Raw genomic sequence first — 21,581 nt, 5'->3', positions numbered from 1 at the left:
GCGGCGTTAACCATTTCGCGTGCTCTTACGTGACAAGTGATAGCGCCAAGAATATGTTTAACAAATCGTAAACGTGCGCACGTTGTTTGGGCGGGAGATAGTTGTGGCCAACGAGTTTTTGATTTCTTTGTATATTATAGCTGTGGGCATGGCATTTGCCGGCGGGGCTACATATTTTTACCAATGGGTGTGGAAACAAGAAGCTGTACTGCGATTCGATGGTGCGAATGTGTTTGGCACAGCGGCTCATTTGATGATGAGTTTTGTTTGTGGCCCGTTCATCATGCTCAACATGGGTTGGCGACGTGACAGTGCTGGTGGTTTGCACATGAGTCAAGCGCTGCTTTCTGCTTTCATCGCGTTCGGTTGGAGCTTTATCATCGGCCTGTTCGTTCTATACACCTATATCGGCGTTTTAGAGCTGTAAGCACGTGCAATACTCATTTGAAGGTGATGTGCCGCAAATCGCATCTGACGCATTTGTTGCCGACAGTGCAGACCTAATTGGGCGCATTGTGGCTAAATCCAAGTCAAATATTTGGTATGGCTCGGTACTGCGCGGGGATATCGAACCGATCATTGTTGGCGAAAATGCCAATATCCAAGACCTCACTGTGATTCATACTGATGCAGGATTTCCAGTCGAAATTGGTGAATACTGCACAATTGGCCACCGCGCAATCTTGCATGGCTGCAAGTTGGAAGAAGGTGTGCTCGTGGGGATGGGCGCAACTATCATGAACGGTTGCGTTATTGGCAAGGGTTCGATTGTTGGGGCAGGGGCTGTTGTGACCGAAGGTCAGATTATTCCGCCATTTTCAATGGTTTTGGGCATGCCTGGCAAGGTCAAGAAAGAACTAGATCCATCAAGTTTTGATGATCGCATCGCGCATGCAATGGGTTATGTGGATCGCGGTCAGCACTATTTGACAGCTGTTAAGCCCCTTTAGGGCCAAACGGTATCCAAAAAGGCCAAAGACCAGCCTCGGGGAAAGCTGGTCTTTGTGTTTCGGCCGGTGTCAGGGTTGGAAGTTTGGCCGAAAGTTGGGGAATTTATTGAGCGATTAGTTGCTCGCTAGAGTTATGGTTCTGTTATCCGAAAGCTCCATCCAGCGGCCCGCATGTATCTGCGATTGGCGCTTGATGTAGGCGTACGGCGTCTCACTCCAAACTTTGATTAGTCCTTCTTGGTTATCCAGAATTAGGTCACCTCTGTCCGTTCGCACTGTCAGCACCGCGTGTCCTTCGCCCGATTGTTGGCGTACAACCGTTACGAGCAGCGTGCTTGGTGCCCAACCGGCTTGGATCAAGGCTTTTCGCTTAGCCAAGACATAGTCTTCGCAATCGCCATACCCGCGTGGATAGGTCCAGTATTCTTCGGTTTGGTACAAATCGATGTCGTTGATCGGCTTAATTTCGGTATTAAACTTGGCGTTGACGTTTAAAAGCTGCTGCCACTTGGCTTGCGTAAGCTTTTCATAAGATACGAAATGTGTGTTCTGTGCGCATTCGGATGGACGCGTTTGACAAAAGGCGGCGTGCCCCATCGGTATTGAGGTTTCACGTACTTCTGCAACGAATGCATCGTTGGATGAAATAGCAAGCGCAGGCGAAGCGAATGCCGCGAGCGCGGTCATGCCTATCATGCAGTTGCGAAATAGCTGTTTTAAATTCTTCATTTGTAGTCTCCCTGACGAGGACCACTATGGAGATCGGAAATTTCCGGCCTGAAAAATAAAACGGCAGACTTTTATTCAAAAACAATGGGTTAGATTCAGGTGCTGTTAAGCATGGTGGGAGAGCCGTTGGGCAACACCTGCAGGTTTGCATTTAAACAACGCGCACAAAAAAGCCCGCTCAAAATGGCGGGCTCAATTCAATGCAGGATTGATTATCTTATTCGGATCGTAAGTTTGCCTGAACGACTGTAAAGATCTCTTGGACAGAAGAGAACTCAACCGCAATACCGTCGTCGAAGTGGCGAACAACGCGGGCGCGCATTCTACCCAATGTAATTGGTGTGCCCATGGCGGGTTTTACGTCTATTTCAACGGCAGCGCCTGAAAGCGAGATATCAACAATCTTACAACGATAGTTGCGACCATCCTCCAAAATGATACGTGAGTGACGAATGTCAGGTACCTGACGTTCATGTCTACGATCTTCTGGAAGATTGAGAATGTCTTTGTTGGCGAACCATGTTAGCTGCGCGGCAAGTTTGTCGCGTTTGCGCGGCGAAGCGTTTACGCTGATAACAAATCCGCCTTCTTCTTCACCTTGAATTGTGCCTTCAATCCGGCCGAGATGATCAATATAGGCGATAACTTTTTCGCCCAGTTTGCCTATCTCAGGTGCGATAATAACTGCATCACCCGGTGACATTTCGACAACCTGACAAGGGAACTCGCGGCGGTCCGCCAGCATGTAGCGACCAAGTAGCGATATCTTGACGCGTTGAAATCTGCCAGGTTCAACCTGGTTTGGATGCTCTGTTCTCAACGCCTGGGTGTGCATAGGGCATTTGCCATATTGTTCTGATCAACTATAGCAAAGATAACACCTAGTTAGTTAACCGAGTGTAATGGCAAATGTACTTTGATTACTGTTTTCCGCCATCAATTACCGACAGATGAGCGTAACGTCTTGCATTAATACCAAATACTTTGGCTGATTGCCCAAAAGAAGATCGAATATCAATGACATCTGCGTCGTCATCCGCTGCGACTTCTGTGCTAAAGTCTTGGCCAGCAAACTCATTTTGATGGTCGTCTGGCCAAATCAGTCGAAGACCAGAAATACGTTGTTCCATAATAGGTTGAGTGCCAAACCAGAGCGGTTCGTCGAAAGCGGTGATTGAGCCGATGATCCGGTTGTTTGTTGCACCATTGTGGCGAAGTGGCAAAAGCAATGTTTCGAACGTCAGCTGCGCATTGTGCTGGCTTGTTGCGTTGAACGTAACAAGCGCTGCGGCGTGATCGTCGGTGACAGCTTTGATCAAGGTTTCAATCGCATCTTTGTCGCGACGGTGCCAAAGGTCGATGAATGAGCGGTTCTTTAGCTCACGGCAATAGGTCGAGCAGATATGCGAACCGGCGAGACGGAAATTGAAGGTCTCGTGGTCAGGGGAGGCTTCCAGAATAAAAGTGTTCGCCAAAGCGTTGCGAATCTTAGTCGGATCCACGTCACGGCGTTCAGGCGCACTGCGTGTGCCCCGCAATTCGTTCCAATATTTATAGAGCCGCTGCGTGCTTTGCATCTGCATATTCGTCATATTCCCCGCATAAAACTGGCTGGCACCGTTTGCTCGGTGCTCAGTTCGGCCTCATTCGTCAATTTCAGTGGAGCCAATTTGGACCAAACCGCGCAAAAAATCGCCCTTAAAGCTTTATTAAGGTTAACGCGGCGGGTGATTGTGGAAAAGTACGTAAAAGACGGGCATAAGAGGGGGAAGGAGTATTTATGAACCAACCAACTGGACAGGACGAAGCGCCTGAACCGAGCAAAAATCCACCAGCGTTCAACTTGCCTTTAGTTGTTGGGGCCACGATTGGCCTTTTGTTTCTTATTCATTTGGCTGCTGAGCTGGTTTTGACGCCCGAATCATACCGCAATTTCTTTTTGCAATTTGGCTACATTGCGCAGCGGGACCTCTTGCCTGATGAGTTTAGAGGTGGTGAGTTGGCGCGCTATTACACCTTGTTTTCACACGCTTTTTTGCACGCTGGGTGGCAACATCTGCTATTTAATATTGCTTGGTTGGCCGTGTTTGGAAGTCCAATTGCTCGCCGGTATGGCAATCTTGGATTTTTTGGTGTGTTCTTTTTTGGCTCGGCAAGTGGGGCAATCGTATTTGCCTTTTTCACAGGTGCTCAGTTTTCGGTGCTCATCGGTGCATCAGGTGCCGTTTCTGCGCTGATTGGTGGGGCAACACGATTCGTGTTTCAGCCTGTGCAAACGCTGGTTGATGAGGACACGGGCCAAGTGCATGTTTTGGGCCGAAAACTGGCAACATTGACTGAAATTGTTAAGAACAAGCGCTCGCTAAGCTTCGCGGGCTTTTGGTTGGGACTAAACATCGTTTTTGGCTTGATGCCGGGTTTGATGGGCGTTGAAGGCGCTATTGCGTGGCAAGCGCATTTGGGTGGATATCTTGCAGGATACTTGATGGTCGCGTGGTTGGAACGCCGACCATTCTAGGCAATCACGATTTGTATTTCTCAGCCGGATCAAACAATTGTGGCATGTCCAGCGATTGCAGCCTTACATCCCCATCTGCCATGAATACTTTTCGGTAGAGGCAGGACTTGCGGCCGGTGTGGCATGCAGCCCCTGTGCCGGTTTGGATGGCTAAGACCTGTAAAATGTCCTGATCGCAATCGGTGCGCATTTCCACGAATTCTTGCAACTCACCTGAACTTTCGCCTTTTTTCCAAAGGCTTTGGCGAGAACGTGAATAATAATGCACGAACCCGGTCTCAAGGGTAAGGCGAACCGCTTCCTGGTTCATATAGGCTGCCATCAACAATTCATTTGTGTTGGCATCGCACGTGATTGCGAGAATAAGTTCGTTCTCATCGAATCGTGGTGCGAAAACGTCACCGGACTCCAGTTCGGACTTAGTCAGTTCTTTTGGGTCGGCGAAAATGGACATTCTGTACTCGTGATATTCGGTCAATCCGAGATTCCGGATTAGCTTTTTTGCATATTTAGAAGCGAGAAGAAGCGCTGCTGTTCAGCTGTTTCTTCGGCAAAAACACCCGTGAAGCGTTGGGTGATTGTGGATGCGCCATGTTTTTTAATGCCGCGCATCGACATGCACATATGTTCCGCTTCAAGCATAACTGCAGCGCCGCGTGGATTAAGCGCATCATTGATCGCGTCAATGATTTGAGCGGTCAGGGTTTCCTGGGTCTGCAAACGACGCGCAAAGACGTCGGTTACACGCGCCAATTTTGACAGCCCAACAACGCCTTCGGTTGGCAGATAGGCAATATGCGCCTTGCCAACAAACGGTACCATGTGGTGTTCGCAATGGGAGAAGAATGGAATGTCACGCACAAATACGATGTCGTCATAGCCACCAACTTCATCAAAAGTGCGGCTTAGAATTTCGTGTGCGTTCTGCCGATATCCTTCATAGAGCTCTTCATAAGCCTTGACCACGCGCTTCGGCGTGTCCAGCAAGCCCTCGCGTTCTGGGTTGTCGCCAGCCCATGCGATTAGGGTTTTTACGGCAGCTTCTGCTTCTGCGCGAGTGGGACGCTGTACTTCGGGTTCCACTACTAGAGCAGGTTTAATTGGTTTGGCGGTCGCATCCATAATCATCTCCTGATGGCGTCGACCTTTAATACTCACGCAGCGACTGAACGGTTCACTATTTCGAACGCCTCATCGAAATAACCGAGCACTGGTGTTTTCTCAACTCGACCCTATATAAGGTAATGGTGTAACAATAAACAAGTGTGTACCCAACTTTGTGATGAACGCGCGATGAGCATCAACCAAATCTATAGCGACAAAATTCTTGAACTGGCGGGCAACCTGCCACAATTGCCGCCGCTTGACGCGCCGGATGCTACAGCGCGCCGCGTCTCTCGGGTTTGCGGATCGTCAATTGATGTCCAATTGGGAATTGAAGATGGCCAAATCACGCAATATTCGCACGAAGTAAATGCCTGTGCGCTGGGGCAGACCGCTGCTTCGGTTATGGCGCAGCACGTTGTCGGTTCAACTTTTGATGAATTGCGCACCGTTCGCACTCAAATGGTGGCCATGCTCAAAGCTGACGGTCCGCCGCCAAGTGGCCGGTGGGAAGATCTAAAATATCTTGAGCCTGTAAAAGACTACAAACCGCGCCACACTTCGACCTTGCTGGTGTTTGAAGCGGTGGTTGATGCCATTGACGAATATGAGCTAAATCGAACTGAACGCGCCGGATAATGCTGCGGATTATTGGCCAGATAATTGACTTTCCATTCCGATGGCTCGCCGTCGGGTTTATCCTTGTTTATCGTTATTCGCTTTCTGCGTTTATGGGCAGAACTTGTCGCCACGCGCCAAGTTGTTCTGAGTTCACAATGGACGCGATTAAGCGATTTGGTTTCTGGCCCGGTGGCTGGATGGGGGCGGGACGTGTCTATAGGTGTCGCCCGGGCGGTAGTGACGGATTTGACCCAGTCCCAGAAAAATTACCTTCAAATGGCCGTTGGTACGCGCCATGGCGTTTTGGGCGCTGGAAATAATTCCAAAACATGTTAAAGCAACTTTTCTGACCGAATGCGGGGCAATAGTGCTGCCGCGACGATTTTATATGAAATGGAGAAAGATCATGGTCAATGTGTCGTTTCCTGATGGTGCTGTTCGAGAATATCCTCGGGGTACCACCGGCACCACCATTGTAAACTCCATTTCCAAGTCATTGGCTAAGAAAACTGTAGCCATGCGCGTTGATGGCGAACTTGTTGATTTGGCTCAGCCGTTTGAGCACGATGGTGCAATTGAATTTGTATTGCGTGATGACGATGCAGCGCTTGAGCTCATTCGTCACGATTGTGCGCACGTTCTCGCTGAAGCGGTACAGGAATTGTGGCCAGATACACAGGTCACAATTGGTCCTTCAATTGAAAACGGCTTTTACTACGACTTTGCACGTGATCAGCATTTCACCGAGCAAGATTTTGAAGCTATCGAGAAAAAGATGCGTCAGATTATCGAACGTGGCGCGGAGTTTACCAAGGAAGTTTGGGACCGCGATGAAGCAAAGCGCGTGTTCAAGTCCAAGGGCGAAGACTACAAGGTCGAGCTAATAGATGCGATTCCTGAGGATGAAAGCGTCAAAATCTACAAGCAGGGCCAGTGGATGGATGTCTGCCGTGGACCGCATATGCGTACCACAAAAGACATCGGCACCGCATTTAAGCTTACGAAGGTAGCGGGCGCTTATTGGCGTGGCGACAGCAACAATAAAATGCTGTCTCGCATCTACGGCACAGCATGGGCAAACCAGAAGCAGCTTGATGCGTATCTTCATATGATTGAAGAGGCTGAAAAGCGCGACCACCGCAAACTTGGCAAAGAGTTGGACTTGTTCCACCTGCAAGAAGAAGCACAGGGGTCAGTATTCTGGCATCCAAAAGGCTTTACCATCTACAATCAGATGGAAGAGTATATTCGTCGCAAGGTACGCGGCGCTGGCTATGGTGAAGTGAAGACGCCACAATTGATGGACAGCAAACTTTGGGAGCAATCTGGCCACTGGTCTAAGTTCCGCGAAGACATGTTTGTTGTGCCTGATATTGAATTTGCCTCTGACTCAGAGCATTTGGAAATTGAGCAGGACGCAAAACTATTGGCGCTTAAGCCAATGAACTGTCCCGCCCACATCCAAATCTTTAATCAGGGTATCAAATCTTACCGAGATTTGCCGCTTCGATTGGCTGAATTTGGCTGTTGTCACCGGAACGAAGCACATGGTGCTTTGCACGGTTTGATGCGCGTGCGCCAAATGACCCAGGATGATGGACATATTTTCTGTCGTGAAGATCAAGTGACTTCTGAAACAGAGGCGTTCTGTGCGTTGCTGGATTCCGTATACGAAGATATGGGTTTCACCGAGGTCAAAATCTTGTTGGCGACACGCCCCGAGATGCGTGCGGGTACCGACGAAGTTTGGGATCAGGCTGAAAAAGGCTTGGGTGACGCTTTGCGTGCTACAGGCCGTGAGTTCGAGATTGCTGAAGGTGAAGGCGCGTTTTACGGGCCTAAGCTTGAGTTCCACTTAAAAGATGCGATTGGTCGCTCGTGGCAGTGTGGCACTTTGCAGCTTGATTTCGTTTTGCCAGAGCGTTTGGGCGCGACTTATGTGGCGGAGGATAGCTCTCGCCAGATGCCTGTGATGCTACACCGTGCGATCTTGGGTTCACTTGAGCGCTTCATTGGCATTTTGATTGAAAACCATGCGGGACGTATGCCTGTTTGGTTGGCGCCAACCCAAGCGGTTGTGGCAACGATTGTTTCAAGCGTTGACCCAGCAGCATTGGCAGTGGTTGAGAAACTGAAAGCTGCGGGTATTCGTGTTGAAACCGATTTCCGCAACGAGAAGATCAACTACAAGGTACGCGAACACTCGACAAATAAAGTGCCGGCGATTCTTGTCCTCGGCGAGCGTGAGGCGAACGAAGGAACCGTTTCCGTCCGCCGCTTGGGGGAACAAGGCCAAAAGGTCATGCCCGTCGAGGACGCAATTGCTATGTTGGTCGCAGAGGGAACCCCTCCAGACCTTCGCTAGCAATATCTTGATTGATTAAAGAGCGGCGCTTATTTTCTTGGCTTTGTCCTTGGAGTAGGCGCCGCTTACTGTTGCGAGCACCTTTCCATTTCGATCGATTACGATCGCATGGATTGTGCTCTTGCCGCTCACACCAACAGCTCGGTTGAACTTTGATACGTTTGTGTAAAGCGTAATAGTTTTCGCGCGTGTCGATTTGCTGGTTATGCCAGAGCGCATACCATTATCGATGAAGCCACTCATTAGTTTGTAGCCAGATGATATCACTGGCGTTTCGTAGTATTTGACGCCTGATTTTCTAGCCATTTGATCTAGAAAAGGCAGCCAAGTATTCACATCGTCTTGCTGCTTTTGAGTATATGCGATCATGACAATCGAGCGACGGGCACCGAAGTCTTGCGGCAGATTCATCTCGACTTTATTTAGGTTTTCCGCTGTTATCGTTGGAAATTGGCCAGCGATCGCGCTTGATGCAATGCTCATCGCGCCGATCAAAGCTGCAGCAATAATGGTTCGCTTTTTCATCTTGTTCTCCCACATGAAGTTGGGGAGGTTACGCAGGAGTGATAGAACTGGATCAGTTCGCTTCCGCTAATAATTCAATTTCTCTGGGAAGACCGGGTACAATTTCGAATTCGCGGTTGAATACTCGGCTTCCAAGTTTTCCAATGAGAATATATTCGCCTTGTTCCAGAACTGTTTGCGGAAATGCGTTTTTCTCCTGAAACACTGTCTCACCGTCTAGGGTTTTAATGATCCAAGATGTATCGGCGATGGCTTCGCCGCCCGGTTCAGAAACCAGTTTGAACGTCACTTGAGCCGCTTTATGATAAAGGGTGGCTGCAGTGAGTTGGCCCGGTTCTACCCGCAAATCAGCGCGCGCGCTGGCGTTTACGTCGCCGAAGTGAGATACCACACTATAGACGCCAGAATTCAAATAGAGTTTTCGGCCCGGCGCGACGGCTTGTGCAACAATCTTCTTTCCGCCGCCATTTGGGCTTTCCCCATAAACCGTGAAGCGCAGCCAACGGCGAGGAATTGGAATATCGCCAACAACGGCGGCGTTCAATTCCAGTCCGCCTGCATCCAAAATGATCTCAATTTGGTTTGGACCATTTACAACGGTTACCGTGTCTGACGCTTGGGCGCGGCCATAGGCAGCGTGGGCGATGTATTGGCCAGCTGGTAGTGAAAAGCTCGCGATAGAATCGCTTGAGCGTGCCAATAGGTCCAGCTCACCTTTTTCGTTTGGTGTGATTGAGTAGATGCGCCACTCTACGCCGGAAGGAATAAAGGGACCATCTTCTGCAACGCGCGCACTCATAGTAACCGGTTGAGGTGGGCCATCACTTGCCGGAGGGACAACCGTTTCAGGGCCTTCGTCTGGCGCATCCATCAGCTCTTCTGGTTCTTCAGCGTTCTCATCCTGATTCTGGTTTTGATCAGAAGGGCTTGAAATATCTAAATAATCCGGTCGAACAGGCGGAACAGGCGCGGTCTCTTGTGCTAAGCTTGGAGACACCAGCCACAAGCCGATCATGAGGGCAGAAGTTAATCTAATTTTGTTCATGTGCGCCGCATTCGCCATTCCACAATTGTTGATCGCAGCTTATGCCTTTTCGACCAAACAAACTATGAAGCTTTTGGATTAAGTTTGCGGCCAAGCTATGGCATAAACAATCCAAATTTTCAAAGTGACATGGGGATGAATCGCGAAATGGGCAAAAACCAACAAATGATCGACTATCTCAAATCGCGCCGTTCGGTAACATTGCCGTTTTTGTCCGAGCCAGGACCCAACGAACAAGAGTTACAGACTTTGCTGGAGATTGGCACACGTGTGCCTGATCACGGAAAGCTGGCGCCTTGGCGGTTGATTGTTATTGCAGGGGATCAGCGCGCGATTGCGGGCGAAAAACTTGCCGCATTAGCAAAGAAGCGCGATCCTGATATATCGGATGATTTGTTAGATGCGGAATATAATCGGTTTTTGCCAGCGCCACTGACCATTGGCGTGATCTCGGCTACTCAGGCGCATCCAAAGGTGCCTCAGATTGAACAGCAACTCTCAGCTGGTTGTGTGTGTTTCAATCTTGTTCATGGCGCTCATGCACTTGGATTTGCTGCGCAGTGGGTAACCCGTTGGTACGCATTCGACGCTGAAGCTGCCGTAATCTTTGGTGCCAAAGAAGGTGAGTTTTTCGCGGGTTTTGTTCATATTGGAACTGCTTCAATTACCCCGCAAGAGCGCCCAAGGCCGGATATTGATGCAGTGGTCGAATATTGGTGCGGTTAATGATTGCTTAACAGCATTTATGTTTTGTTAAGATGTTGATCGAGCAAGGTTTGATTTTGCAATGCCAAGTGTAAAACCGGTTCAAGTTCCAAACCATCTTACCCAGGCCCTGACGCGGGCAGGGGACAAGAATGGTGTGGATTTTGACTATTTGCTGCAAACAGCCATTCGTGAAAGTTCTCTCGATCCACATGCTAAAGCAAAGACTTCTAGTGCAGTCGGATTGTTTCAATTCATTGAAGGCACTTGGCTCGAAGTGCTCAAAGAAGAAGGGCCAAAGCTCGGCTACGGCTCAATTTCGGACAAGATTGCGCGTACTGACGACGGGTATGAAGTAAAAGACCCAAAGATGCGGGATGGCATTTTGGCATTGCGCGAGAATCCAGAAATGTCGGCTGATCTGGCGGCAGCTTTTACGCGGCGAAATGGGGCTTATTTGCATGACAAGTTTGGCCGTATGCCGTCTCCGGGGGAGCTATATATTGCTCATTTTATGGGCGCGCGTGGGGCTGAGAAATTTTTCAATCTGGGCCTAACTAGTCCCAATGCCAACGCCGTTAAGCATTTTCCAGCACAGGCGCGCGCAAACGAGGCGATCTTTTACGACAAGGGTAAGCCGCGCACGATAAAGCAAGTATATCAAGTGCTTGTTGCAAAGCACCGGGCTTTGAGTGTTGAGGCGCCGGGCACTCAAACTGCGGCATTTGCCGCTCAACAGATGGCAACATCAAATCAAGGCCCATTCTCAGTTTCGCAAACCCAAGGCCCTGCATCTCCGTTTGCGATGCTCTATAGAGCCGCGCCAAGCGTTGAAATACAAAGTAGGGTAGGCGCTGGTGCTACGGCGGTGCCGACTTCGCAGCCTGCTGTGCTTTCCCAAGAAGAAATTGACGCGCGTCGCCAAAGCTTTTTTTCACGCTTTTATTCAAAATAGACCTCCTACATTTATGGTGAACGCTTCATTAAGTCTTCCCGGGTAGTCTTTGGGTAACCGCTTGATGGGGTTAGTTGTTTGAAGGCGTAGGCGTGCTCGGTTTCCACGAATATCATAGATTATCGCAGTCTGCTCATAGTGAGCAACGCGGCCAAGCTGCGCGTATTGCTGCGCGAGCATATTTGGAACATGACGGCCCTGCCGATGAGCAAGCAGCTCTTTATGCCGCAGTTTTGAGCTTTCTTGATGATAGTTCGGTGAAAGTGCGGGCAGCGCTGGCATATGAGTTGCTGCGATCGCCCAATGCACCTCGTCCCGTGATGTTTGCGCTGGCGCAGGATGAGGCGATTATCGCCGCCGCGGTTGTTCAATTTTCCCCTGTATTGCTTGATAGCGATTTGGTTGCCCTGGCGCGCAAAGGGTCTACGCGAATTGCAGAAGCGATTTTGTCTCGAGCGCGGGTCGGTCTCAATGTTTGTCGCATTTTGGCCGAAGAACACTCTCGATCAATTGATGAGATGTTGTTGCAGCGACGGGATTTGGCGTTGCCTTATGATTTGCTGATCGAGCTTGCTGACCGGTGGTGCGATGACGCTGCAATGCGTGGAACGTTGCTCAACCGTGATGATCTGCCAATTGCGGCGCGTTTTCTGCTCACCGAACGTATTGCCGATGCATTGCTTGGCGCACGTATCGTGAAGGGAAGTATCCAAAAGCAGCGGCTTTCACGCTTGATGCGGGATCAACTCGATAAAGCAACGACGGGTTTGGTAAATGGTGACCCAACTGCTGAACATTACAATTATCTTGATGCCCTTTATCAATCGAACCGCTTGACGCCGCGATTGCTCATCAACTCCGTTGTAAATGGTCGGCTGCAGTTCTTTGTTACCGCTTTGGCCGTATTGGCAGATTTGCCCACGCGAAAGGCTGAAGGCATTCTGCGATCAGGCACACGTCGCGCACTACATGCTCTGTTTACCCGATGTGGATTTGAACCCTCTTTGCGAAACCTAATGGCACGCTTAACAATTTTGGCACGCGATGCTTATTTAGAAACCGATGTGGCGGCACGCCATTTTGTGGTTTCTCAGCTCATTTCGGCTCTTATCGACGATCATGATGGCGATATTCCGGAGAGCTTGGAAAGCGTATTTGGGTATTTGAACGAGCAGAATGTCTCATTGGCGCGCGAAGCCGCGCGCGGTGTCATGGCAAGCTTTGTCGAAGAGGCAAGTGAAGACGCTTCAATTTCTATTTCGCATTTGCGCGACGAACAGCTTGCGTTACCTGCGGCTTAACATCTTTTAGTAGTCGAATTGCTCATTGAGCACACGTTCATCAAGGCTGTGCCCCGGATCAAACAGTAGCGTCACTGAATGGGTCCGCGATTCACTCACCTTTACCTCGACAACGTCATTGATTTCTTTGCTGTCCGCGACCGCGTTCACGGGGCGTTTCTCGATTTCCCGAATTCGGAATGTGACTTCAGCGCGATTTGAAAGAATCGCTCCGCGCCAGCGTCGCGGGCGAAATGGCGATATTGGCGTTAGCGCCAGCAACGGCGCCTCAATTGGCAGAATCGGGCCGTGCGCCGAAAGATTGTAGGCTGTGGAGCCAGCCGGTGTGGCCACCAGCACGCCATCGCATACCAATTCTTCTAAGCGTGGTTTGCCATCTATGAGAATTTCGATTTTTGCGGCTTGATATGACGTTCTAAGCAATGAAACTTCGTTGAGGGCAAGGGCTGTGTGCTCATTGCCACGCGTGTCTGTTGCGGTCATGCGCAAGGGATGAATGACGGTCGGTTCCGCATTTGCTAGGCGCTCAGCAAGATTGTCAGCGCCATAGTCGTTCATCAAAAAGCCAATAGAGCCAAAATTCATGCCATAAACAGGAATGCCGTTGTCCATTACGTTGTGCAGCGTTTCGAGCATCAGGCCATCACCGCCAAGGGCAACGATTACTTCAGCTTCGTCCATTGAGCAGTTGCCGTACTTTGCGCTCAAAACATCGCGTGCCTGTTCAGACTCCTTGGAACCAGAAGAGACGAATGTAACTTTGTCTGTTGAGAATTTAGGCAAAATGGCGCTCCAAAAAGGCTGCTCGATTTATTGTGTTGCACCGTGCCACAGCTTGAGCGCAATCGAAAAGCCCCAATTTTGACAAATGGTTCTAAGTTTTTCGCAGGTGGTGTGAAAAATCTCTACAATTTTGAAAATTGATGCTTGCACCAAATCAAATCATTATGTATCAAGCGCGCGTTGCCGGTTTAGCTCAGTTGGTAGAGCATCTGATTTGTAATCAGAGGGTCGGGAGTTCAAGTCTCTCAACCGGCACCACTTTTCTCCCCTTATTGTTATAATCTCTTCGCATCCGGATCTGTTTTGACAGCTCGTGTTTGGCCAAAAAAATCCAATGCTGTTTGGCACTGGTTAACGGGTGCCAGTGTATGTTGGACTTCATAATAGGAGTATATGGCCCCGTGGGTTCGGTCATTATTGTACATGGTTTGGTGCTTATTTTGGGCTGCCTAATGGGGGCGGGCCTGGTTTACTATGCGCGAAAGCATTTGCGAACCCGAGCAGCGTTTCGTAAGAAAATCAGAGCGTTAAATAAAGAACTTCAGAACACGCGTAGTGAAAATACGATCATGGAATTGATCGTTAATAACGCGAATGATGGGATTCTGATCCAGGATTTGGAAGGTCGAATTGAATGGTCTAACCCAGCCTATTCTAGGATGACTGGGTTTTCAGCTGATGAGATTCGCGGGAAAAAACCGCAAGAGTTTGTGATCCCACCGGAATCGCGGCCAAGTCCTGAAGAGATTGAAGAATTCCGCTACGATATCTCATCTGGGCACTTGGAAGATTTTGAGAGCATTCTCAACATTCGAAAGAATGGCGAACTCTTTTGGAACCAGCTTAGTTTTGCGGTTGCTACCTTTGAAGAGGGGGCAGAGCCTAAGGTTGTCATCATCGCGCGCGAGATCACGGAGCAGCGCGAGCATGAAGAGGAGCTTAAGCGTTCCGAGAGCCGTAATAAGGAACTCGCTGAATTTGATTCTTTGACCGGATTGCCAAACCGAATGAAGCTGTCCAAACATTTGGAAGCAGTTGTTGCCAGTGCAATGGAAAGCGGAAAAACGGCTGGCTTGCTCCACATCGATTTGGATCAATTCAAAACAATCAATGACACGCTCGGCCATTCGGTGGGCGATAAGGTGCTTATTCACGCTGCGGAGCAAATGACTGCCATTGTGGGCGAAATGGGCATGGTTGGTCGATTTGGCGGTGACGAGTTTTTGGTGGTTTTTGAAGAAACGTTCGGATTTGAGCCACTCAAGGAAATAGCCAAGAAAATTCTAAATGCGTTAGAGCAACCATTTCAGTCTGGCGATCATGTTGTTCAATTTGGCTGCAGCATCGGCATCGCTATTACGGGCGACCATGCAAAAACCGCTAATGATCTTATTAAGCACGCGGACGTTGCGCTTTATGAAGTGAAGCGGAGCGGTAGGCACAATATTTCGTGTTTTAACAAGGTGTTGGGCACGGTCTATGCGCGTCGAATGGAATTGTCTTCGCAGCTCGCGAGTGCAATTGAAGAGGGGCAGTTGTGCGTTGAGCTTCAGCCCCAGTATAATCTTGAGCGTGGAACGGTACATGGGTTTGAAGCGCTCATAAGGTGGCATCATCCCAAATATGGCAAACTGCCGCCACAAGAGTTCCTGACCATTGCTGAGCAAAATGGATTGATGTCGCAAGTCGATAGTGTTGCTATGCATGGTGCACTAGATGCGTTGCGTGCGATGGATGATGCCGGTCATCATGATTTGCGCATTTCCATCAATGTTTCCACCGCAACGCTTAATCAGCCAAACTACGTTAAAGATCTGTGCTCTGCGGTAAGTTCTCGTGAGTTGAGCAATGACCGCGTTACGCTTGAAGTGCTCGAAACAAACCTTTTGGAAGGCATGAATGGGTCCAATTTGGAGGCCATTCGCGAGGTCAGCAATGAAGGATTTAAGGTCGAGCTGGATGACTTCGGTATGGGCTATGCCGGTCTTGCGCACCTGACACGCATTACCACACATGGGGTTAAGATCGATCGTTCGATGGTGCGCAATATGTTGCTTGATCCTGCAACGCTGACAATTGTGCGGACGATCATCGCTTTGTGCAGTGAGTTGGGCATGACTGTCGTTGCTGAAGGCATCGAAGAGATCGAGCAGGCTGAAGAGCTTCAAGCAGCGGGTTGCACTGTTATTCAGGGATTTGGTGTTGGTCACCCAATGCCGCTGAGCCAGGCACTCAAGTGGCTGCAGCGATCTGAGGTTTCGCCAATCATTGCCAATATCTCGCCGACTTATAAGCAGTTCGACGAGTTGCGCGATTTTCTGACCGCGAAATAGTTTTTCGATAAGTCCTTAGAACAGTATCTCTACCGCTTGATCGAGGAATGTTTCCTCAGAATACGGATTTCCGTTCATCAGAATGACAAAGGCTGCTTTTGATTTCGGATAGTATCGCACATCAGCTTCGTATCCGTCATACGAGCCTGCGTGTCCAAACCATTCCCCTATACGATCCGTTTCGTAGCCAATACCCAAGCCATAGCTCTGCTCGTGTGTTGATCCGGAAAGCATTTCGATGAGCGTATCAGGACCAATGAGGGTTTTGTTCTGCAACAGCGCGAGCATGAACTTGCCAACATCTTGAGCAGTTGAAATGACAGGTCCGTCACCCATCACACTTGCTCGGGCTTGTGCTGTGGCGTTTTCCCCAAATTCGTCAAATCCATGGGCGAGCGAGCCGTCACTTTGGTCTGTGCCAACAGTGCTCTTTCGCATGCCTGCCTTTTCGAAAACACGAGATTTGAGAGAAGCACTCAAAGAGCCGTCAATTTGCGCCAGGATGTGGCCAAGCAATATGTAGTTTGTATTGGTGTATTCAAACGCAGTTCCGGGTGGAAAGGCTGGTTCTAGATCAAAGGCAAATGGCAATGCCTCCGCTGCTTTCCAGCGTTTTGTTGGTTCCATTTTGCTCGCGTCATCAAACTCGTCGCCCAAATACTCCGCCAATCCAGAAGTATGGTTCAGTAATTGACGCAAAGTGACCTTGTCTGCGTTTGCAAGCGCTTTAACTCCATCAATCTCTTTAATGTGTGGCCAGATAGGTGCATCAAGTTTCAGCTTGCCTTCTTCTACCGATGAAAGGATGGCGGCGGCGGTCATCATCTTGCCTGTCGAGGCAATATAGAAACGAGTTTCATCTGTTGTCGGTGTCGTTTGGCTTTCGTCAATTGTCCCAGCAGCGATCTGTAGCACCTTGCCATTGATGTTCGCGTAAAACACAGCGCCATCAATGTCTTGATCATCGATATATGCAGTCAATGCGCGTTCTAATTCAGCTGTCTGGGCATGCGCTGGCGCGCAAATAGCGCAAATAGCGAGGCAGATCACTGCAATTGTTATCTGGATATTCATTTGGGCGTCAGCTTTGGTTGTTCAGTTGGGAATGTCTAGTTTAAGCAAAATCGTAGTGGCGTTTTTTGTGGAGCTATTCGGCGATATTGTGCAACCCGACATCGTTTATGTCACGCTCGCCACAAAGGGCCATTGTGGTGTCCAATTCTTTTGCCAATATCTCGAGCGATTTCGTAACACCCTGTTTGCCCATTGCACCAAGTCCATACAAATAGGGACGCCCGATATAGACGCCCTGTGCGCCCAACGCGCGGGCGCGCATTATGTCTATGCCCGTACGCACGCCGCCGTCCATATGTACTTCGATATCGCCTTGTACAGCGTCTAAGACCCTTGGCAGCATAGAGATGGCTGAATGTGCGCCATCAAGTTGGCGACCGCCATGGTTTGAAACAATAATCGCATCCGTACCGGTCTTAATCGCAATTTGAGCGTCTTCGGGGTCTAAAATGCCCTTTAAGATCAATGGGCCATCCCATTGTTCTTTGATCCACTCCACATCTTGCCAAGACAATGTTTCGTCAAATTGTTTGGCAGACCATTCGTGCAGCGACGCCAAATCAGTAACGTCTTTGATATGACCATAAATGTTGCCAAACTGATGCCGCTTGGTTTGAAGCATTTGCCAGCACCAGCGCGGGCGCGTGGCGAATTGCAAGAATGTGTTTAAATTGATTTCTGGCGGGGCTTTAAGGCCGTTGCGCAGGTCTTTGTGTCGTTGCGCAAGTATTTGCAGATCAAGTGTCAGGACCAGCGCAGAACAGCCTGCTGCTTTTGCACGTTCGATCAACCGCTTATTAAAGTCGCGGTCTTTCATCACGTAAAGTTGGAACCACAATGGTTTGGTGGTTGCTGCGGCAACATCCTCTAGTGAACAAATGCTCATTGTGGAGAGCGTGTAGGGCACCCCAAACTCTTCAGACGCCTGAGCCGCCAAGATTTCGCCATCGGCGTGCTGCATGCCCGTTGAACCTGTTGGCGCGATTGCAAGTGGCATCGAAACATCTTGGCCAATCATAGTGGTGGCAAGCGAGCGGTTGCTCATATCCACCGCAACACGTTGGCGTAGTTTGATTTTTTCGAAATCAGATTCGTTTGCGCGGTAGGTGCCTTCAGTAAATGACCCGCTGTCCGCATAGTCAAAGAACATCTTTGGGACCCGCTTTTGTGCAAGTCGTTTCAAATCGTTGATTTCAAGAATTTTCATAATGCTCTCCCGCCGGGTCAATTTTCTATAAATGTCGCCAAGCGGCAAGGGCCTTAAACGAATTATCTGTGGTTGTTTTACGCGTTGCTCATTCGCGCAATGACCAAAACAGATGGAAGGTTCGATTGCCCATAATATCTTGTTAACCCCGTTATGTGGAAAAGTGCGTGAAATCACCTTCTTAAACTTTGGTAAAACCCTGCGATTGCATTGTAGAAAGCTGGATAGAGTTTGTTTAACTCAACTTTGAATTGCAATCCGAGATGGAGTTACTTGTGGTTTTTGCAACTGACTGTGAAAAGCAGGTGAAAGATTTGCGTGTCCTTTTGGTCGGCGATGATATGCGTTCGTTCCTTGCTTGTGCACGGGCTTTGGGGCGTCGCGGGGTCGAAGTGCATGCCGCTCCGTTTAATTGGTCAGCGCCTGCGCTTAAGTCCAAATATGTGCGTGAAGTTCACAGGCTGCCGCGGCTTGGCCGAAGTGCAAATGTTTGGGTTAATGCGGTGCGTGAACTGCAGGCCGATCATTGTTTTGATTTGGTTGTGCCATGCGATGAACGCGCCCTAATTCCGTTGTGTGCTGTACCGGAAGAAATGCGTAATTTCAAAGTTGCGGAACCGGGCGCGAAAGCACTCAAGTATTTATTTGATAAAGCAAAGACCCGCGAGTTGGCGCAGAAATTGGATATTCCAATTGCGTCTGGAGAGTTGGTCGACCGCCACTCCAATGCAGAGCTGTTGGTTGCTCAGCTTGGACTTCCGATGATGTTCAAAGCGCGCGAATCTTACTCCGCGGAGGATTTAGAGGATCGCGGTGAGGTGTTCGCGGTTCATTCGGTCGAGCAATTGGACGATGAGTTGCGTGCGCTTTTGGAAGATGATGTCTTCTTGGTTGAAGGGTTTTTCCCCAAAGAAGGTGGCGCTGATGGCATTGGTGTATCAGTCGCTGCGCGCAATGGTGAGATATTGGCGGCATTTCAACATCGCCGATTGATTGAAAAGCCAGGCGGTGGCAGCAGTTCTGTGCGGATTAGCGAAGATCTAGATATGGATATGCTGGATGCCGTGGAAAAAATGTGTGCTGCAACCGAGTTGAACGGCGTTGCAATGTTTGAATTCCGCCAGTCTGTTGAAACCAAGGAATGGATTTTGTTGGAAGTGAATGCGCGCCCGTGGGGCTCCATGCCGCTGCCATTGGCGCTAGGCGTTGATTTTCCAACTATGTTCTTGGATGTCCAACTTGGACTTAACGCCGAATATGATGGCGAGTACAAATCTAGTGTTGTCGGTAAAAACCTTGTTTTGACGCTGCTGCATAAGTTTCAGGGGCGCAGCAAAGGCGCGATTCCTCTTGTGTTCTCCTGTCTTGGAGAGACGGTGGCACATGTTTTGAATTGCGCGCGTGGTCGCGAGGTTTCTGATAGTTTTGTGTGGGATGATCTACGGCCTGGTATTCACGAGTTTTCAGCATTGCTGAGGCGCGGGATTGATCGGGTTGTTTGGAACAAGCAAGGTCAACCTGAACGCAGAGCTGGTGACATCAATGCCCCGACACAGAATAAAACCCATTCTGCACAAGCTGATAGTGAGCGGGCGAAAGAGAAGCACGACATTGCCAGCTAACACCGGGTGTTTTTGAGGGCAGGGCCGTGAGCATCATCTCTAAGTTGAAGAGCAAAATTACGGGCGATACATCCACCGGACTTGCCACGCTTTTGGTTCGCGTGATGGGTGCTGGGATTGGCTTTTTATCGCACTTGCTGCTTGCGCGGCTTCTGGACCCATCTGAGTATGGTGTTTATGTTTTTGCTTGGACAATTGTGGTCTTGCTTGGCACATTTTGCGGCATTGGCTTGCCCGTTGCAGCCACAAAGTTTGTTTCCACCTATCAGGATCAAGACCAGCCCGCGCGGCTAAACCTGTTTTCACGTTTCTCTGTGCTTGTGGCACTCGGCGTAACTGTTGTTGCAGCAGTTCTTGTCATTCTTGTCCTTAACATTGTGCCCACAACTCTGATTGAAGCGGTTTATCGGCCAGCCTTATTTGTAGGCGCATTCTGTATTCCTCTGTTCACGCTTACCGAGATCGGCAAAGGGCTCGCTCGCGGTCTGGGGCGGAATGTAATTGCATATGCGCCTGGTTTTTTGTGGCGTCCTATTTTGTTGGGTGCCGGTGTCGTGGCGCTTTACTATTTCGGTGTTGAATTGAACGCCGGACAGGTCATGCTCTTGTGCGTGGCGGTGCTATTGGTTGCGTTTGTTTGGCAGTTGTGGCACCTGCGCGCCATGTTTGGGAAAACTTCAGGTGAAGGGGCCGTAAAGGGGCAAAAACGCGAATGGTTGATGACGGCGCTACCGCTAACCACCATGGAAGCCTATAATATCTTGCTGGCAAACACGGACATTTTGGTGCTCAAATTCTTTGTGTCACCAGACCAGTTGGCGTTCTACTTTGTTGCGACGAAAATTGCCGCTCTTTTAGGTTTCATTACATTTGCGGTTAGCGCAACGGCAGGAAAGCCAATTGCGGCTGCTTACGCAAAAGAAGACCATCAGAAAGTGCGCAGCTTGATGTATCAATTCACGGCGATGGCGTTCTGGCCGACGCTGTTGGGTTTTGTTGGGCTGTTCGTGTTGGGCGGCTATCTGCTTTATTTGTTTGGCGATGTTTATGCGGTTGCGCACGGCCCGCTGCTCATTTTGGCATTTGGCCTGTTGGCGCAAAGCTATTCTGCAGTTACTCGTTTCGGCCTAGCCATGACAGGTGGGCAGCAGGGCTTGTCGATCATTCTGATCGTATCGTTGGTGCTCAACGTCGTCTTTAATCTAGCGTTGGTCCCAACATTTGGCATTTATGGTGCAGCGAGTGCAACGCTTGCCACCACCTTGTTCTCAGTAGTTAGTTTGTTGATTTTGACCAAAAAACGATTGGGTTTTTGGGCTGTTGCAGGCTGGCCAAAACTAAGCCTTCAGTGATCGCAAGAGTTTCACGAATGCTGCCGCAATTGCCAATTCAGTGATAATTGCAAATAGAATACCGAAACCAGCAAATCCGCGCGCCAGTTCAAATATCCCGACGGACGCCAGTCCAAGCATCATGACGATGGTTCCAAGTGAAAATGCACGCTGCGTTTGCGGCGCATTCGCGCCTCGGAAGTTCCACGACAAAACTGCAACGCCTAAAAACAGCATCGCTGCACGCCTTGCCAACAAATCCGCGCTTTCATGGGCAGGAATGGCAAAAATCGAATAGATGAGCGGCGGGTAAAGCAGCAGAATGGCAAATAGGCTGATCGACAAAGCAGCTGTCAGCAAACAAAGCGTTCTAAATGTCATTTTTTTGCTCCCAAACCATCCATAAACATACG

At 49.5% G+C, this 21,581-nt stretch carries 23 protein-coding genes and 1 tRNA gene; 13 read left to right on the top strand and 11 right to left on the bottom strand.

What is annotated here, in order from left to right; all coding sequences use genetic code 11:
• Positions 1-103: 103 nt before the first annotated feature.
• Together QQL65_RS15000 and QQL65_RS14995 are read left to right on the top strand one after the other, a co-directional pair.
• Positions 104-427, top strand: coding sequence for a DUF6949 family protein (locus QQL65_RS15000; protein WP_284365795.1), 324 nt, complete (start codon positions 104-106; stop codon positions 425-427).
• Positions 428-431: 4 nt separating this feature from the next.
• Positions 432-950, top strand: coding sequence for a gamma carbonic anhydrase family protein (locus tag QQL65_RS14995; RefSeq protein ID WP_284365794.1), 519 nt, complete (start codon positions 432-434; stop codon positions 948-950).
• 114 nt (positions 951-1,064) lie between these two features.
• Here QQL65_RS14995 and QQL65_RS14990 read toward each other — a convergent pair whose 3' ends face one another.
• From QQL65_RS14990 to QQL65_RS14980, 3 genes are all read right to left on the bottom strand, one after another.
• A complete protein-coding gene (locus tag QQL65_RS14990) occupies positions 1,065-1,679 on the bottom strand; it encodes a transglutaminase-like cysteine peptidase (RefSeq protein WP_284365792.1) in 615 nt (204 codons plus the stop codon).
• 217 nt (positions 1,680-1,896) lie between these two features.
• Positions 1,897-2,514 (bottom strand): PilZ domain-containing protein, encoded by a 618-nt coding sequence (locus tag QQL65_RS14985; RefSeq protein ID WP_284365790.1) that lies wholly within the window; start codon positions 2,512-2,514, stop codon positions 1,897-1,899.
• An 85-nt stretch (positions 2,515-2,599) separates the two neighbouring features.
• Positions 2,600-3,271, bottom strand: a complete 672-nt coding sequence (locus QQL65_RS14980; protein ID WP_284365789.1) for a PAS domain-containing protein — start codon at positions 3,269-3,271, stop codon at positions 2,600-2,602.
• 188 nt (positions 3,272-3,459) lie between these two features.
• Between QQL65_RS14980 and QQL65_RS14975 the strand changes: the two genes are divergently transcribed.
• Positions 3,460-4,197 (top strand): rhomboid family intramembrane serine protease, encoded by a 738-nt coding sequence (locus tag QQL65_RS14975; protein WP_284365788.1) that lies wholly within the window; start codon positions 3,460-3,462, stop codon positions 4,195-4,197.
• 4 nt (positions 4,198-4,201) lie between these two features.
• Here the strand turns inward: QQL65_RS14975 and hisI are convergent, their stop codons facing one another.
• Both hisI and folE read right to left on the bottom strand, forming a co-directional pair.
• The gene (gene hisI / locus QQL65_RS14970; RefSeq protein ID WP_284365787.1) at positions 4,202-4,651 is read right to left on the bottom strand and encodes a phosphoribosyl-AMP cyclohydrolase; all 450 of its coding nucleotides are present in this window, start codon (positions 4,649-4,651) and stop codon (positions 4,202-4,204) included.
• Positions 4,652-4,689: 38 nt separating this feature from the next.
• Positions 4,690-5,319: a GTP cyclohydrolase I FolE gene (folE, locus tag QQL65_RS14965; RefSeq protein ID WP_284365786.1), complete on the bottom strand. Its 630-nt coding sequence runs from the start codon at positions 5,317-5,319 to the stop codon at positions 4,690-4,692.
• A 171-nt stretch (positions 5,320-5,490) separates the two neighbouring features.
• On the opposite strand from folE, the gene QQL65_RS14960 reads away from it, so the two are divergent.
• The 3 genes from QQL65_RS14960 (at position 5,491) to thrS (ending at position 8,287) form a co-directional block, all read left to right on the top strand.
• Positions 5,491-5,940, top strand: a complete 450-nt coding sequence (locus QQL65_RS14960) for an iron-sulfur cluster assembly scaffold protein (protein WP_284365784.1) — start codon at positions 5,491-5,493, stop codon at positions 5,938-5,940.
• Positions 5,940-6,242, top strand: a complete 303-nt coding sequence (yidD, locus tag QQL65_RS14955; RefSeq protein WP_284365782.1) for a membrane protein insertion efficiency factor YidD — start codon at positions 5,940-5,942, stop codon at positions 6,240-6,242. Before QQL65_RS14960 ends, yidD begins: the two co-directional genes overlap by 1 nt.
• Positions 6,243-6,328: 86 nt before the next feature.
• Positions 6,329-8,287, top strand: coding sequence for a threonine--tRNA ligase (gene thrS / locus QQL65_RS14950; protein ID WP_284365780.1), 1,959 nt, complete (start codon positions 6,329-6,331; stop codon positions 8,285-8,287).
• Positions 8,288-8,302: 15 nt separating this feature from the next.
• Here thrS and QQL65_RS14945 read toward each other — a convergent pair whose 3' ends face one another.
• Both QQL65_RS14945 and QQL65_RS14940 read right to left on the bottom strand, forming a co-directional pair.
• A complete protein-coding gene (locus QQL65_RS14945) occupies positions 8,303-8,812 on the bottom strand; it encodes a hypothetical protein (protein ID WP_284365779.1) in 510 nt (169 codons plus the stop codon).
• A 52-nt stretch (positions 8,813-8,864) separates the two neighbouring features.
• Positions 8,865-9,857, bottom strand: a complete 993-nt coding sequence (locus QQL65_RS14940; protein ID WP_284365777.1) for a hypothetical protein — start codon at positions 9,855-9,857, stop codon at positions 8,865-8,867.
• Positions 9,858-9,992: 135 nt separating this feature from the next.
• Between QQL65_RS14940 and QQL65_RS14935 the strand changes: the two genes are divergently transcribed.
• The 3 genes from QQL65_RS14935 (at position 9,993) to QQL65_RS14925 (ending at position 12,818) form a co-directional block, all read left to right on the top strand.
• Positions 9,993-10,583 carry a nitroreductase family protein gene (locus tag QQL65_RS14935; RefSeq protein WP_284365776.1) on the top strand — a complete coding sequence of 197 codons (591 nt, stop codon included), beginning with the start codon at positions 9,993-9,995 and terminating at the stop codon, positions 10,581-10,583.
• Positions 10,584-10,644: 61 nt separating this feature from the next.
• Complete coding sequence (locus tag QQL65_RS14930) at positions 10,645-11,517, top strand: transglycosylase SLT domain-containing protein (protein ID WP_284365775.1); 873 nt, start codon at positions 10,645-10,647, stop codon at positions 11,515-11,517.
• Positions 11,518-11,591: 74 nt separating this feature from the next.
• Positions 11,592-12,818 (top strand): DUF2336 domain-containing protein, encoded by a 1,227-nt coding sequence (locus tag QQL65_RS14925; protein ID WP_284365773.1) that lies wholly within the window; start codon positions 11,592-11,594, stop codon positions 12,816-12,818.
• Between the two features lie 6 nt (positions 12,819-12,824).
• Here QQL65_RS14925 and QQL65_RS14920 read toward each other — a convergent pair whose 3' ends face one another.
• Positions 12,825-13,604 (bottom strand): NAD kinase, encoded by a 780-nt coding sequence (locus QQL65_RS14920; protein ID WP_379863711.1) that lies wholly within the window; start codon positions 13,602-13,604, stop codon positions 12,825-12,827.
• 179 nt (positions 13,605-13,783) lie between these two features.
• Here QQL65_RS14920 and QQL65_RS14915 point away from each other — a divergent pair.
• Together QQL65_RS14915 and QQL65_RS14910 are read left to right on the top strand one after the other, a co-directional pair.
• A tRNA-Thr gene (locus tag QQL65_RS14915) sits at positions 13,784-13,859 on the top strand.
• 311 nt (positions 13,860-14,170) lie between these two features.
• A complete protein-coding gene (locus QQL65_RS14910) occupies positions 14,171-15,934 on the top strand; it encodes a putative bifunctional diguanylate cyclase/phosphodiesterase (RefSeq protein ID WP_284365769.1) in 1,764 nt (587 codons plus the stop codon).
• 15 nt (positions 15,935-15,949) lie between these two features.
• On the opposite strand, the gene QQL65_RS14905 is transcribed toward QQL65_RS14910, so the two are convergent.
• Together QQL65_RS14905 and QQL65_RS14900 are read right to left on the bottom strand one after the other, a co-directional pair.
• Complete coding sequence (locus tag QQL65_RS14905; protein ID WP_284365767.1) at positions 15,950-17,008, bottom strand: serine hydrolase domain-containing protein; 1,059 nt, start codon at positions 17,006-17,008, stop codon at positions 15,950-15,952.
• Positions 17,009-17,081: 73 nt separating this feature from the next.
• Complete coding sequence (locus QQL65_RS14900; RefSeq protein ID WP_284366306.1) at positions 17,082-18,218, bottom strand: alpha-hydroxy acid oxidase; 1,137 nt, start codon at positions 18,216-18,218, stop codon at positions 17,082-17,084.
• 272 nt (positions 18,219-18,490) lie between these two features.
• Here QQL65_RS14900 and QQL65_RS14895 point away from each other — a divergent pair, with 272 nt between their 5' ends.
• Positions 18,491-19,837: a carboxylate--amine ligase gene (locus tag QQL65_RS14895; protein ID WP_284365765.1), complete on the top strand. Its 1,347-nt coding sequence runs from the start codon at positions 18,491-18,493 to the stop codon at positions 19,835-19,837.
• Between the two features lie 26 nt (positions 19,838-19,863).
• Positions 19,864-21,189 carry an oligosaccharide flippase family protein gene (locus QQL65_RS14890; RefSeq protein ID WP_284365763.1) on the top strand — a complete coding sequence of 442 codons (1,326 nt, stop codon included), beginning with the start codon at positions 19,864-19,866 and terminating at the stop codon, positions 21,187-21,189.
• On the opposite strand, the gene QQL65_RS14885 is transcribed toward QQL65_RS14890, so the two are convergent.
• Positions 21,175-21,549, bottom strand: coding sequence for a hypothetical protein (locus QQL65_RS14885; protein ID WP_284365761.1), 375 nt, complete (start codon positions 21,547-21,549; stop codon positions 21,175-21,177). The genes QQL65_RS14890 and QQL65_RS14885 overlap by 15 nt on opposite strands.
• Positions 21,550-21,581: the final 32 nt, after the last annotated feature.

Source organism: Maritalea porphyrae (assembly GCF_030159895.1).
In the GTDB taxonomy this organism is placed as follows: domain Bacteria; phylum Pseudomonadota; class Alphaproteobacteria; order Rhizobiales; family Devosiaceae; genus Maritalea; species Maritalea porphyrae.
Note: the sequence above shows the minus strand (reverse complement) of the source record. Positions and strands in the feature narration are given on the sequence as shown.

Bases quoted from the DNA above. Each gene is read 5' to 3' on its own strand.
- QQL65_RS14975 (WP_284365788.1), top strand. From the start codon at position 3,460: ATGAACCAACCAACTGGACAGGACGAAGCGCCTGAACCGAGCAAAAAT.
- QQL65_RS14980 (WP_284365789.1), bottom strand. From the start codon at position 3,271: ATGACGAATATGCAGATGCAAAGCACGCAGCGGCTCTATAAATATTGG.
- QQL65_RS14930 (WP_284365775.1), top strand. From the start codon at position 10,645: ATGCCAAGTGTAAAACCGGTTCAAGTTCCAAACCATCTTACCCAGGCC.
- QQL65_RS14985 (WP_284365790.1), bottom strand. From the start codon at position 2,514: ATGCACACCCAGGCGTTGAGAACAGAGCATCCAAACCAGGTTGAACCT.
- QQL65_RS14910 (WP_284365769.1), top strand. From the start codon at position 14,171: ATGGAATTGATCGTTAATAACGCGAATGATGGGATTCTGATCCAGGAT.
- QQL65_RS14990 (WP_284365792.1), bottom strand. From the start codon at position 1,679: ATGAAGAATTTAAAACAGCTATTTCGCAACTGCATGATAGGCATGACC.
- hisI (WP_284365787.1), bottom strand. From the start codon at position 4,651: ATGTCCATTTTCGCCGACCCAAAAGAACTGACTAAGTCCGAACTGGAG.
- QQL65_RS14885 (WP_284365761.1), bottom strand. From the start codon at position 21,549: ATGACATTTAGAACGCTTTGTTTGCTGACAGCTGCTTTGTCGATCAGC.
- thrS (WP_284365780.1), top strand. From the start codon at position 6,329: ATGGTCAATGTGTCGTTTCCTGATGGTGCTGTTCGAGAATATCCTCGG.
- yidD (WP_284365782.1), top strand. From the start codon at position 5,940: ATGCTGCGGATTATTGGCCAGATAATTGACTTTCCATTCCGATGGCTC.
- QQL65_RS14935 (WP_284365776.1), top strand. From the start codon at position 9,993: ATGAATCGCGAAATGGGCAAAAACCAACAAATGATCGACTATCTCAAA.
- QQL65_RS14905 (WP_284365767.1), bottom strand. From the start codon at position 17,008: ATGAATATCCAGATAACAATTGCAGTGATCTGCCTCGCTATTTGCGCT.
- QQL65_RS14960 (WP_284365784.1), top strand. From the start codon at position 5,491: ATGAGCATCAACCAAATCTATAGCGACAAAATTCTTGAACTGGCGGGC.
- QQL65_RS14940 (WP_284365777.1), bottom strand. From the start codon at position 9,857: ATGAACAAAATTAGATTAACTTCTGCCCTCATGATCGGCTTGTGGCTG.
- folE (WP_284365786.1), bottom strand. From the start codon at position 5,319: ATGGATGCGACCGCCAAACCAATTAAACCTGCTCTAGTAGTGGAACCC.
- QQL65_RS14945 (WP_284365779.1), bottom strand. From the start codon at position 8,812: ATGAAAAAGCGAACCATTATTGCTGCAGCTTTGATCGGCGCGATGAGC.